Origin of the sequence: Serratia sp. BFP-2025 (genome assembly GCF_050880365.1) — a bacterium.
Taxonomy (GTDB): Bacteria; Pseudomonadota; Gammaproteobacteria; order Enterobacterales; family Enterobacteriaceae; genus Serratia; species Serratia surfactantfaciens.
The window spans coordinates 2,605,767-2,618,693 of record NZ_JBPAFV010000001.1; the positions used below are offsets into that span (position 1 = coordinate 2,605,767).

At 58.1% G+C, this 12,927-nt stretch carries 11 protein-coding genes; 3 read left to right on the forward strand and 8 right to left on the reverse strand.

What is annotated here, in order from left to right; genetic code table 11:
• Positions 1-3 precede the first annotated feature (3 nt).
• Positions 4-1,470 carry an ATP-binding protein gene (locus ACRAWE_RS12415; RefSeq protein ID WP_432525422.1) on the forward strand — a complete coding sequence of 489 codons (1,467 nt, stop codon included), beginning with the start codon at positions 4-6 and terminating at the stop codon, positions 1,468-1,470.
• On the opposite strand, the gene ACRAWE_RS12420 is transcribed toward ACRAWE_RS12415, so the two are convergent.
• The 7 genes from ACRAWE_RS12420 to ACRAWE_RS12450 form a co-directional block, all read right to left on the reverse strand.
• Positions 1,467-2,135: a fimbria/pilus periplasmic chaperone gene (locus ACRAWE_RS12420; RefSeq protein ID WP_019454471.1), complete on the reverse strand. Its 669-nt coding sequence runs from the start codon at positions 2,133-2,135 to the stop codon at positions 1,467-1,469. The two genes, ACRAWE_RS12415 and ACRAWE_RS12420, sit on opposite strands and share 4 nt — an antisense overlap.
• Before the next feature lie 9 nt (positions 2,136-2,144).
• On the reverse strand, positions 2,145-3,782 hold the full coding sequence (gene ecpD, locus ACRAWE_RS12425; protein ID WP_019454472.1) for a fimbrial adhesin EcpD: 1,638 nt from the start codon (positions 3,780-3,782) through the stop codon (positions 2,145-2,147).
• Positions 3,772-6,291, reverse strand: coding sequence for a CS1-pili formation C-terminal domain-containing protein (locus tag ACRAWE_RS12430; protein ID WP_063919029.1), 2,520 nt, complete (start codon positions 6,289-6,291; stop codon positions 3,772-3,774). The genes ecpD and ACRAWE_RS12430 overlap by 11 nt, the downstream gene beginning before the upstream one ends.
• 50 nt (positions 6,292-6,341) lie before the next feature.
• Entirely contained in the window at positions 6,342-7,010 is a 669-nt protein-coding gene (locus ACRAWE_RS12435) for a hypothetical protein (protein ID WP_063919028.1), read from the reverse strand.
• Positions 7,011-7,086: 76 nt separating this feature from the next.
• Positions 7,087-7,674 (reverse strand): common pilus major fimbrillin subunit EcpA, encoded by a 588-nt coding sequence (gene ecpA / locus ACRAWE_RS12440; RefSeq protein WP_004939148.1) that lies wholly within the window; start codon positions 7,672-7,674, stop codon positions 7,087-7,089.
• A gap of 427 nt (positions 7,675-8,101) precedes the next feature.
• Entirely contained in the window at positions 8,102-8,731 is a 630-nt protein-coding gene (locus ACRAWE_RS12445; protein WP_019454475.1) for a helix-turn-helix transcriptional regulator, read from the reverse strand.
• Between the two features lie 165 nt (positions 8,732-8,896).
• Entirely contained in the window at positions 8,897-9,736 is an 840-nt protein-coding gene (locus tag ACRAWE_RS12450) for a winged helix-turn-helix domain-containing protein (protein WP_432525586.1), read from the reverse strand.
• Positions 9,737-10,426: 690 nt separating this feature from the next.
• Here ACRAWE_RS12450 and ACRAWE_RS12455 point away from each other — a divergent pair.
• Positions 10,427-10,957: a GNAT family N-acetyltransferase gene (locus ACRAWE_RS12455; RefSeq protein WP_019454477.1), complete on the forward strand. Its 531-nt coding sequence runs from the start codon at positions 10,427-10,429 to the stop codon at positions 10,955-10,957.
• A gap of 4 nt (positions 10,958-10,961) precedes the next feature.
• Here the strand turns inward: ACRAWE_RS12455 and ACRAWE_RS12460 are convergent, their stop codons facing one another.
• A complete protein-coding gene (locus tag ACRAWE_RS12460; protein WP_063919025.1) occupies positions 10,962-11,834 on the reverse strand; it encodes a LysR family transcriptional regulator in 873 nt (290 codons plus the stop codon).
• 91 nt (positions 11,835-11,925) lie between these two features.
• On the opposite strand from ACRAWE_RS12460, the gene ACRAWE_RS12465 reads away from it, so the two are divergent.
• Entirely contained in the window at positions 11,926-12,909 is a 984-nt protein-coding gene (locus ACRAWE_RS12465; RefSeq protein ID WP_063919024.1) for a nitrilase family protein, read from the forward strand.
• The last annotated feature ends 18 nt before the right edge of the window (positions 12,910-12,927 follow it).

Genomic DNA, 12,927 nt, shown 5'->3' on the forward strand with positions numbered 1-12,927 from the left:
GCCATGAAAAACCTTACGTTAGCGCCACGCCTTACGCTGATCTTCGCACTGCTGATCGTCATCGGCTGCGCCTTTTCCGGCTGGATGCAGGTGCGCAGCAGCACCCAATACAGTCAGGCGGTGATCCAACGCCTGTCCGGCAGCCTGGCGCAGCACATCGCCGACAGCAACCCGCTGCTGGGGGCGAACGGCCCGGATCCGCAGGCGGTGCACACCCTGTTCGATCAGCTGATGGCGGTGAATCCCAGCGTTGAGGTATACCTGCTCGACAAGCAAGGGGCGATTATCGGCAATGCCGCGCCGGCCGGGCACCTGAAACGGCAGCGGGTCGCGCTGCCGCCGCTGCAGGCGCTGCTCGATGGCGCGCAGATGCCGGTGTATGGCGACGATCCACGCAGCGCGGACGGGCGCAAGGTGTTCAGCGTCGCGCCGCTGAAGGTCGACGGCCGAATCGAAGGCTATCTGTATGTGGTCTTGCTCGGGGAAGACTATACCGCGCTGGCCAGCAACGCCCAGTTCAACTCGGCGGTCAGGATGGCGCTGTGGACCTCCGGGGTGATGGTGCTGTTCAGCCTGCTGGCCGGCGGTTTCGCTTTCTACTGGGTCACGCGCCCCATCCGTCGGCTGACCCGGCAGGTCAATGCCCTGGACAGCGGCGGCATTGAGGCGGTGCAGGCCTACGCGGCGCAGCCGGCGACGCCGGCCGGGCGTGACGAGGTCAGCCAGCTGCAACAGGCCTTCCACCGCATGGCGCAGCGCCTTGCCGAACAGTGGCAAACGCTGGCGCAGCAGGATCGGCTGCGGCGTGAATTCATCGCCAACGTCTCGCACGATCTGCGCACCCCGCTCACCTCGCTGCACGGTTATCTGGAAACGCTGTCGGTCAAGGCCGCCACCCTGAGCGAAGCCGATCGGCGGCGCTATCTGGAGATCGCGCTGGCGCAGAGCCGCAAGGTGGGCAAGCTGGCGCAGGAGCTGTTTGAGCTGGCGCGGTTGGAATACGGCGTGGTGAAACCGCAGAAAGAACCCTTCTCCCTCAGCGAACTGCTGCAGGACGTATTCCAGAAATTCGAGCTGGCGGCGGAGGCGCGTAACCAGCGGCTGCACGCCGACATCGCTCCCGGCATTCCGCCGGTGTTCGCCGATCTCAGCATGATTGAGCGGGTGCTGACCAACCTGCTGGACAACGCCATTCGCCATACGCCGCCCGGCGGCGATATCGGCGTGCGGCTGTGGCGGCAGGAAGACCAGGTGATGGTGCAGGTCAGCGACAGCGGCCCCGGCATTCCGCAGGCGTTGCGCGCCGATCTGTTTGTACGCCCGTCGATCATCAGCGGCGCCCGGCGCCCTGCCGGCGGGCTGGGGTTGATGATCGTGCGGCGCATTCTGCAGCTGCACGACAGCGACATTCAGCTGATCGAACAAGCGCCAAACGGTGCCTGCTTCCGCTTCGCCATTCCGCCGCGTTAATCGAGGCAGCTGCGGTCTACGCTGATAAATTTGTCGTTATAGATAATGAATTTCTGTCCCTTCAGCCGAATGCCGGGATGGGTCAGCGTATCGCCGGGGCGCAGGTATTCTGTGACGCCCTCTTCATCCGTGCTGTTGCAGCCCGGTTTGAGCAGGAACTTGAAGTAGGTGTTGCCGGTGTTGGTGAGCGTGCCGCGTTGCGCATCGAGCCGATAGGCAAAGTTTATCTGACGCGGGCGCACCACCAGTATGGTGTCCATCACCACGATCGGCTCCAGGTTGACGCCGGCGCCCTGACGCGGCCCCGGCTCGAACAATCGGGTCGGCACTTCGCGAAATGAGACCCGGTAATAACGCTCGCGATTATCCTGCGGCCCGTGATAGAAAAACTTGTAGTACTCCGCCTGCCCGGCCTGCAGCGTCAGCTGACGTGGGGCGAACAGCAGTTCGCCATCCGCCGGCCGGCTGCGCGCCTCGCGCTCTCCCGGCCGATCGATGGCGCGAATGCTCACCTGATACAGGCGCGCGCTGCGGTTGTTATTCAACACTCGCTTGGCGGTGAATGAACGGTCCTGATCCATGGCGAACGTCAGGGTGCCGACATTGATCGCGGCGGCGGTAAAGGGAAAAGACAGACACAGCAATCCTATCAGCACCCGTTTCACACGCTGTCCTCAATTAATGTTGCGCCAGGTGGCTTCGACATGAATTTCACCGGCGGCGCTGACGTCGCCGTACCAACCGTTGCCGTCGACGGTTCTCAGCGAGATCGGATTATTCATCGGAATGCTGAACGTCACGCGGGTCTTGTTCAGCACCCCCACTTCGCCGGAAATATCATTCCACGGGGTGCTGCTCCAGAGCGCGTTGGTCATGTCGTGCCATTGGCCATCGCAGCCGGCGGCGAAGCTCTGCTGGCCGTTGGTGCTGGTGGTGATGCCGAGGGTGGCGGGGAACGGCACCCGGGTACTGTTATCCGCAGAGGAAAAAAGACAATAGTTCACCCCGTTGATCGCCTGAGTAGGCCCGGTCGCCATCACCCTCACCTGATCGGCGGCGGTTTTGCCGCTGGTGGTCACGAAGTAGCCGAACTCCAGCGCCGGTTCCGCCGGGCCGACATACCCTTCACGGTGTGGGCTGTTGTCGTAGTCATCGGAAATAATGCTGATGCTGAAATCGCGCGGTTTGATAATCAGCTGGTTTGAGGTGGAAAACTCATACCACCCCGACTCCGGCGAAGTGGTGTTCTGAAAGCGGAAATTGATCAGATCGCGGGTGCCGCTGTCGGATATCCCCAGCGCGACCATCTGCTTGAAGAAGTTGCTGGAGAAGAACACATAGACCGCGTTGCTGCTCTTCAGCTCGTTAAAGGTATAGTAGCTGCCGGTGCCCGAGGTATTTTTCCAGGTGTTGCCGTTCAGACTGAACTGCAGATCGGCGGCATTCACCGCTGAAGACAGCGCCGCATGGTTAATCGCCGGAAAAATATGAATCGAGGTATTGCTGACGCTGCCGTCGGTCTGCAAATCGTAGCTGACCATTTTGCACATGATGCCTGAGCGGGCGCCGATGGTCTGGTTCTTGCAATCGGCATTGCCCTCGCCGATGATCGGCACCCCATCGCTGTTGACGAACACTTCCGAGACGGCGTTGGTGTTGATAAAACGCAGGTGCGCCGCCTTGCTGTGCGTGACGGTGCGCTTGTACCAGCTGCCGCTGGCCTGATCCCGACAGCGGCCGCCGGCTGAGGCGTCGTACGCCACCGACGTTTGGCAGCCGTTGATCTGCATGCTGAAAGCTTCGCCCGCCGCCATCTGTTTCAGATACTGATAGAAACTCGGCGACATCATGCCGTGCATCCATTTTGCACCGCCGGTCGTGACCACCGCGCCGTAAAACCCCTTTTCGTCGGTGGTCTGCGGCAGGATCAAACTGGTATCCATATTACAGCCGGCATACCAGTTGATGCAGCGCAAACCGAGGAACGGATTCTTGATCGGCGCATTTTCCAGCCACATGTCATAACGCCAGTTGGCATTCAACCCGGTGTTGTAGCCATTATCCACATACCCCAGGCTTTGCTGATAGATAGTGCCTGAACCGCCGTATTTCAGCCCGGTCCATTTATTGGCGCCGGTCATGCGCGGATCCAGCCCGCCGGCGGGCGTGACGAAAAAGTTGTCGTCGGCGTTGTTTTCCACGAAGACAAATTTCATGACCGCCGCATCCGGCCAGTTGGTCTGGCTGACCGCCGCCTGCAGCGCAGGGGCCATCAGCGCCAGCAATAACAACAGCGCAACGTTAGCTCTCATGGTCAAACTCCCCGGATGAAACATTGCCCGCATAGGTTTTCAGCCCGGTGCAGATCACGTCGCCGACCCACACTGCGCCTTGCGCCTTGCTCAGATCCAAATCCACTTCGCATGTCTGATTGCCGCTGTGGGTAAAATCGATAACCGGGAATTTCTTGTCGACATCCATGATAAATTCGCCTTTCTCATCGGTGCGGGTGCGGCCGATATGGTTCTTGATATAGGCGTTGGCCAGCAGCGTGCCGTCCTCCGCCTTGATGCGGCCGAATACCGTCACCATCTGTTTGATCTCCGGCGAGATCACCGCCACGTTGCCCGGATACAAAGTGAGCTTGCTCTTACGTTTGGTCACGATGTCGAAACTCTCCGCCGAGTTTTTGTTGTTCATCAACTCAACGTCGTACTGGCCGTAAGGCGACAACGGCAGGTAGTTCTTATTGCCGCTCAGTTTCACCATCCGGCCGTCAACCCGCGCGGTCAGCAGACCGTCATTTTCGATGCCGGTGTTGAAGATGATCCCGGCGTTGCCTTCGTTGCGGCCGCTGATGGCGATATCACGCCCTTGCCAGCCCACGCTGCCGCTCGCGGTCAGGCTGCTGTTGACGTAGCCGTCGGCGGAGCTGCTGACGTTGAGCGTGCCGGTGGAATATTTGGTGTCGAAGCGCGCATAGCCGCCGCCGTTAAAGCTATTGTCGCCGCGGGTATCACCGGAAATCGCCCGCGACAGGTTGGCGCCCAGGGTGCGAATCGGCCCGTCCTTGATGTCTTTGCGCGCCGCCAGGTTGGCGGTGGTGTAGCCGTTCTGGTTGGAGACGCCCGCGCTGAGCCAGTTGCCCATCGGCAGTGAAAAATCGAGCGCGATGTATTTGCCGGTATTGGCGTTGCTGCTGCCGTTGTTGTAGCGCTGCACGCCCGCACGCACGCCCAGCGTGCCGAAACGGCCGGTAAAGATATTCTGGTAATAGTCGGCGTTGTAATAGTGGCTGTCGTTCTTTTTATCGTCGTTGTAGCTGACGCTCAGGGTGCCCAGCGGAGACCACAGCGCCCCCAGATTGAGGCTGCCGCCAACGGCGCGGTTATAGGCGTTATTTTGCAACAGACGATCGCCAATCTGCGTTTTCTCCTGGTTGACCCACAGGCTGCTGAAACCGCCGGGCAACGCGGCGCTGACGCTGTTGATCAGGCTCCAGGAGCGATCGGAGGCCGCCATATTTTGCAGGTTGAACTGAATCGACTCGGTCACCGGCAGGCTGATACGGCTCTCGCCGACGGCGTTGCCGTCAAACGAGTACCCCGACAGCGCCCAATTCAGCGTTTGCAGATTGCCGGTCGCCGAAGCGCCAAGCAAATAAGAATCCTTTGCCGGGCGGTGGCGTTCCCGCTCGCCACGCCAGTCGTCCATGCGCAGCATCCCGCCCCAGAATTGCCAGGCCAGCGGCGCATTGACGCCGCGGTTGGGGCTGAACAGTTTATTCACTCGCTGCATGCGTTTATCCACGACTTTGCCGTTGACCACCACCTCCACTTCGACGTCATAAATGCCGTAGGGCAGGCTGCCGGTGTCCACTTCATGGTTGCCCATGGCGAAGTTCTGCACGCTGAGCAGCCGTCCGTCGCGCGACAGATGCACTTCGCCGGCCGATGGGAAAAACACCACGATCGGCGTCAACGATTGGGTGTTATCGAATACCGTCGAATTGGCGCGGTTACCGTATGACAGACCATAAATCTTGCTCGAGTTGAGCGTCGTGACCGGCCCCAGCGACTGCAGGTTCCAACTGTCCAGCATGCCGGCGGCGAAACGGCGGCCGGCGAAATCGCGCTCGTACATCGCTTTGTACAGCGTGGCGTTTTCATCGCCGCTGCCGATGCCGTAGATTGAACCGTTCAACTCCACGTGGTGTTCACGCAGCGCAGTGACGCTGTTGAGCGATAAATAGCTGGAGGTATTGCCTTCACTGGCGCGGGCGCGGTTGTCGTAGACCCCCAGGTTATAATCCAGCGTGCTGCTCACTGCATCTACGCTGGACGCGCCGATATCGCTGGAGCGGCTGCGCAGTACCGTTCCCAAGGCGGATTCCTTGACCACCAGCTGCAGGTTGAGCTGCCGGAAATCCAGCGCCAGCCAGGCGTCGTCCGCGACCCGGATATGCTGCCGGCGATCGAATGGCGCATCCTGCAAAGCCTGCAGCTGAGCGGCGATCGCCGCCGTCAGCCGGGCGCCGTCGTCGTTATCCTCCAGCGTCACCCGACGAATCTTTAGGCTGTCCTGATCCAGGTAGAGAAAGGCATGACCGATGCGGCTGTCATCTTTGACGCCATCGCTCTTTTCATAATGCAGCAACAGCGGAATGCTCATCCCCTCGCGCAACGCCAGGCTGAAGGTTTGCGGGATCAGCACGCCGTTAATCTGCGTCAAACCGGCCGCCATCGCCATACGTTCAGGCAACAGCGTCGGGAGCGCCAGCGCACCGGCAGCCAAAAGCGTTTTCAACAGCACAGCGTTCACATGCCACTCCTTGCGTGATTGTTTTGCATCCATCGTGGATAACGCGCGCATTACTTCACCGGGATAAACTGTTCGCCGTGCCACAGCGCGACACGCCCTTTTTTATCGTTGACGTCAACCTTGCTGAAGGCGCGATCCTTCCCCGGCATCACGAAATAGTTTTCCTTGCAGTCGCTGCCGTCCTGCTTGTTCCTGCAATTGCCGTAGGCCACCACTTTGAACGTGGCATTGCCGGTGTTTTTGATCCGCCCATTGGCGAACTGATAGGCGAAGCGATCCTGCCGGGGCGCCACCACCAAAATGGTGCCGATGCGCGCCGACGTGGTGGCCACGGCATTGCGCCGAGCCGAATTTTGCCCCGCCTCGCTCAGCGCCTGATCAAACCAGACGATGCGGTAATAGCGCTCCTGCGCGTCGTTCGGCCCTTTGTAGTAAAAGCGGATCACATCGCTGGCGTTGGCCGGCAAGATCAGGCTGGCGGGCGACAGCAGCATTTCATCCCGGCTGCTCATCGGGATCACCGTACCGGAGGCCAGGGGGCTGGAAATGCGTTCGATGCTGACGTTGACCAGCCGGCCGCTGTCGGTGGTGTTTTTGATTTCCTTACTCAGACGCGCGCTGTCGCCCGGCATGAAGGAGCTGATCTCACCCACATCGAGAGCCAAAGCCGGCTGCAGCAGCATTAACATCAGGGTGACGGCGAGAGAAAAGCGTGTCATTACGGTATTCCACTGGCGTTGATGGGCGATAAATAGCAGGAGGTCTCCCCCCTGCCAGATGCAGATCGTTCGGGGATTAGGAAGTCCAGGTCGCGTTGAATTCGACGCTGACATCGCCGCTCCAGATACCTTCCGGCAGCGTGCTGAAATCCGTGACGGCGGTGGTGCCGTTTGACGTCGCGCCGATGATGCTGAAGGTGAACTGATCCTGCGCGCTGGTGCGGCCGGCCTGGTTGTAGGCGTTGGACAAGGCGCTCAGATTGCCGCCCAAAATACCGGCGGTGGTGTCGATCATGGTGGTTTCAGCCGTTTTCCCGACCACCGCACCGTTATAGTTCACCCCGACTTCCAAAGTAGAACCGGAAGTATCCAGCTGAGTCAGCGTATTGGAGACCAGTTTTGAGGTCAGTTTGAAAGCGGTTGCCGTGGTATCGCCTTCCACGGTGACGTCAAACAGGCCTTTCTGGCTATTGAAACCCTTAATGCCTTCTGCATAGTTGAAGGCCAGGCTGCCAATCGGCGTCACGACCAGTTTGCTGGTGGTGTCTTTCTTGGCGGTTGCAGACCAGGTTGCCAGCGCCTGAGCGGTAACGTCGGCGGCTTGTGCAGTACTGACCGCTGCAAAGGCGGAAACGATCGCCAGAGCCAGTGTCATTTTCTTCATGGTGTAACTCCCTTCAATGTTGAATATGTTTTCTTTCTTTCGTCCATTCTCAGCCAGCCGTTTGCATCACTGCGTTTAGCCAGTCTGCTTGACGCCACAAGAATATCCCCAGCCGATCAAAAAAGAATCATTAACTATTAAAGTTCAAATATTTAGATTTAAATTCCATAATTAATGTTTTACCTCCCCGTCAATCACATTAAAAAGCGGGTTAAGCATTTGATGAAAGCACAATCACATTGTGGTTTAACCCCATCAGGCGGCGATTATTTAGCCATTTGGCAGCCCTGTCCCTCACTCCCATACCCGCGCAGAATTTCAGCGCCGGCGTTATTCTTTGGGAGGGAAGATTGATGAGATTCACACAGGGGGGCAGCAGCCAATCAAGATCGGCCGCCGTAGAGAAAAGGTGGCTTTTCGCCACGTTTCAGGAAGGGTATCGGGTTCTCAAGGTAAGAATTAGCCGCATAAAGCCGGCCTGATTGAGACCCAACTTTCGCATAATATTCAGTTTATGGGAGCTTATGGTTTTGTAACTTCGCCGGGTCACATTGGCGATGCTTCTTGGAGAAGCACCGGCAGCCATCATGGCTAAAACGCGCCATTCGCTGTCAGATAATGCGGTGGCCGAATGCGTCAACCGGGCGCGAATATGTGGGGAAAGATAGCCGGAGAACTCACCGGCAGCCGCAATGGCGTCACTCAGACAATGCAAAGGATCATCCTTTGCCACGATAGCTATGCGCGCATCCGTCGCCAACAACGCTAATATGCCGGGGTGTTCTACAGCGGTGAAAATCACCAGGGGAATTTCCGGCCAGACATTTTTTGCCGTCAGAACGAACCGTAATACATCATACAAATATTCGCTATGATGATATAACTCCATAATTAGCGCATGAGGCTTTCCCTCTTTCAATGCCCTCTCCAGCGCCGTCAAAGTATCGATAAAATACCTGTCGCTTGATCGGGTAACGAGAAATGCTTTCATTCCTCTTCTCACTAAAAAGCTGGGTTCAAAGAATAGCAACGCATCACCGAAATCGGCTTTAACCATACATAATCACCATAATTAGGTAGTAAGCGGTAGAAAAAAGGAAATACCTCTCGATAAACGCCACACGGCGACTCGCCAAATGAAATCAAACGTTCTATTTCAACGCTGTAATATTTTTGTCATATTCGTCGCCCTTTCAATCGCGTTGAGCAATGGCTTCAATGGTCAATTAATAAACTCGGCATTGTCGCTTTCCAAACCGGAACAGATCTCCATCTTATGTTCACGCAAGATCTTGCAGCGCAGCAGGAATAAACGGGATATGCCGGAAATGTAAGCCCTGACCTGATTGCTGCGCACTACCAGCAAAAACTCATCGCCGCTGCATTCTCCCGTTTGGTGCGCGGCGTAAGCCAGAATGTCCCGATTCAGGCTGGCGCTGACCGAGCTTGAGGCATCAGGCAGCGACATGAACACCTTACAATTGCCCGACTTTCCCAGGTAGCTCTCCTGCCGGGCCCCCGAACCGCTGAAATAGGTCGTCATCGCAATAGCCACGAAAAGCCCCCCCAGAACCAACGCGCTGAGCATCAGCCACCAGCGGCGGGAATAACCAGGTTGAGAGTCGGCCCCATTGATGACGGTTTCGGGCGGCGGATTTACCGCCGCTTCAGGCGCAGATCCCAGCAACATCGCGGCAGGCTCTGCGTCGTTAATATCTTCCGCGTCTTCATAAGACTCGATGGTAATCTCATCACGCAACATAAAACCCACTTTAGGGACCGTAACAATGACCTCATCCTCAACGCCAAGATTTTTAATCACCCGCCGCAATTTGCTGACGCATTGATTAAGATTATTATTGCTGGAAACCATGCCGTAATCGTCCCAGACCTTCTTGAATATCAGTTCACGCCCTACGGCTTCGCCATGGTGGGCAATCAACAGCAGCAGCAACCGTTTGGAAGGACTGGATATGGATATGGGATCGTCAGAAAAATCTGTTGGACTAAGGGTTCTGGTGTCTGCGTCAAAGAGAATATGGTCATTAAATCTATATTTCATTTTATTCACATGTTTTCACTATAGCGATCATTTATAGTTTGGCGTCAAATGTTAATGAAATATTAAATAAATATTTAATCAGGTAATTCGCGAAAATACCCAAGTACAGGCAAGAAAAACCACTCAATTAACGCCACGAAATACGCTTTTTCACCTCACCATCGTTTATATAGGATTTTTCTTGCAAACCATAACCAAAGGTTAACCAATCACCACATCCATTGATATATTGACACGCCAAAAACCATAAAGTTAGTTTTTTGTATCGCAAATTATCAATTTTAAGGAAAATCATCTCAAAAAAAGACCGCCGAACTAAATTTTAATAAAAAAATAATAACAAGTGAATGTTGAGCATAATCACATACTGCAGGCCACCCGCATTAGCCTGATGAATTGACGCACTCGTCACGACGTAAATGTTAAAATTTAGGTTCAGCCAGGGTTGATGGTAAATAATAATGAAAGGGAAAGCTTACGAATATCGGCAATGCCTGCCCGGCATATTATTAGCGACGCGAGCCTGAGACACCGTTGTTTGGATTCGTCGCGCGCCGTTGGCCGCTGACGCCCCAACTCGGCCTGGGTGGCTCCCGGTTCATCCGGCGGTGGTGGCTGGCGGCGTGATTTCTCTGGCATACTGAACGCCGTTGTTTTTCATCGCCTTTCACCCTGTGCAGGAGCAGCAACATGACCGTAATCAACACCGCGCCGACGCTTGTCACCGAACGCCTGAGGCTGGATGCGCACACGCTGGACGACTTCGACTCGCTGGCCGCGCTGTGGGCCGATCCGCAGGTCGTGCGCTATATCGGCGGCACGCCGCGCGACCGGGAAGACTCCTGGGGACGTCTGATGCGCTACGTCGGCCACTGGGCGTTGTTAGGCTACGGATATTGGGCGGTGCGCGATAAGCAGAGCGGCGAGTACCTCGGCAGCATCGGCTTCTCCAACTTCCTGCGCGACATCGCCCCGGCGCTCGACGCACCGGAGATGGGCTGGACGCTGGTGAGCTCGGCGCACGGCAAAGGCTACGCCACCGAGGCGCTGCGGGCGGCGCTGGCCTGGGGTAAAACGCACCTGCCGGGGGAGAAAACCGTCTGCATCATCTCGCCTGACAACCAGGCTTCGCTGGCGCTGGCGAGAAAGGTCGGCTTCAGCGAAAGCCACCGCAGCGAGTACCATCAAAGCCCGATCGTGGTGATGCATTGTCCGCTTTGAATGCCTAAGCGCGTTGTACCGCCAGCGCCGTCTGCACGAAGTTGTCCCGCAGCGCATCGGTGCGCTGCGGATCCCAGGCGATACCGACCTGCCACTCCGTTTCCTCGCCGCTCAGCGCTAAAATATCGATGCCGGCCGGCGCGATATGCGTGATGCTGTGCGGCAGCAGCGCGACGCCGACGCCGGCGGCGACCAACGCCAGCAGCGTCTGGATATCGCCTGCTTGCTGTACCACGTTCGGCGTCAGGCGGTGAGCGGCGATAAACCGCAGCGACTGATCGCTCAATCCGCGCCCGCGTTTAGGGGTCAACTGCAACAGCGGCAGCTGATTGAAACGCGCCATCAGATCGTCGGCTCGCAGCGCCAGCGCGCCCGGCGCGGCCAGCACCAACCGGTCACAGAGCAACGCCACGCCGCACAGCGGCGTATTGACCGGCAAGCGCACGAATCCCACCTGCAACTCCCCCTGCAGCAGCAGCTGATACTGCCGCTCCGACGGCATGTCCTCCAGGCCGATGGCCACCTCGGGAAAGCGTTGGCGGAAAGCGGCCACCAGCTGCGGCGCCAGATGAAAGCTGGAGAGGCCAAACCCCAGCGCCAGCCGCCCCGCCTCTCCTGACGCCACCTTTCGCGCGCGCCGCTGAAACTGCTGGTACTGCTCCACCAGCGCCTGCGCCTCCGGGTAAAGCCGCTGCCCGCCGGCGGTGAGCACCGCCCCTTGCCGGCCACGCTCGAACAACCGAACGTCGAGCTGGGTTTCCAGCGCCTGAATTTGCTTGCTCAGCGCCGGTTGGCTGATGCACAGCTGGCTCGCCGCCTGGCGATAGTTGCCCTGTTCGGCCAGCGCCACCAGGGCGCGCAGTTGTTTTATATCCATTCCATCAAGTTATCGAATAGGGAATTTAATTGATTATACAGTAATCAATCTGCCTGCTGTAATCAACGCAGACCCCAACCGGAGAGAGACCATGACCCCTTCATTACGCGCCGCCACGGTGCAATTCCAGCATCGCGCCAACGATAAGAATTACAACCTGTCGATCATCGAGCGCTTTATCGCCCAGGCGGCCGAGCAGCAGATACAGCTGCTGGCCTTCCCGGAAATGTGCATCACCGGCTATTGGCACGTGCGCCATCTGTCCGACGCCGAAGTGCGGGCGCTGGCGGAACCGATGGCGAACAGCCCTTCGCTGGCGCGCATTCGCCCGCTGGCGGAGCGTTACAACATGGCGATTGGCGTCGGGCTGATCGAGCTGGGCGACGACGGCCGCTGTTACAACGCCTACGCCGTTTGCCTGCCGGACGGCGAACTGCACGTGCACCGCAAGCTGCACGCCTTCGAGCACCCGGCCATCGCCAGCGGCGACCGCTATACGGTGTTCGATACGCCCTGGGGCGTGCGCGTGGGCGTGTTGATCTGCTGGGACAATAATCTGGTGGAGAATGTGCGCGCAACGGCGCTGCTGGGAGCGGAGGTGCTGATCGCCCCGCACCAGACCGGTGGCACCCACTCGCGTAGCCCGCACGGCATGAAGCCGATCCCGCAGGCGCTGTGGCAGCGGCGCGCGGAAGATCCGCAGGCGATCGAAGCCGCTTTTCGCGGCGAACACGGCCGCGGCTGGCTGATGCGCTGGCTACCGGCGCGCGCTCACGACAATGGCGTGTTTTTGCTATTCAGCAACGGCGTGGGCCGCGATGATGATGAGATACGCACCGGCAACGCCATGATCCTCGATCCTTACGGCCGCATCGTGGCAGAGACCTGGGCGGCGGAAGACCGGATGGTCAGCGCAGAACTCGATCTGACATTGATCCCGCTCAGCACCGGTCGCCGCTGGATTTACGGACGACGCCCCGAGCTGTATGGATTATTGACCGAGCCGCAGGGCTACGAGCGCGATGCCCGCAGCGCACGGTTCTCGACGCAACCGACGGAGCGCGGCGGCAAGTAACAGATAAAAAAAATCCGC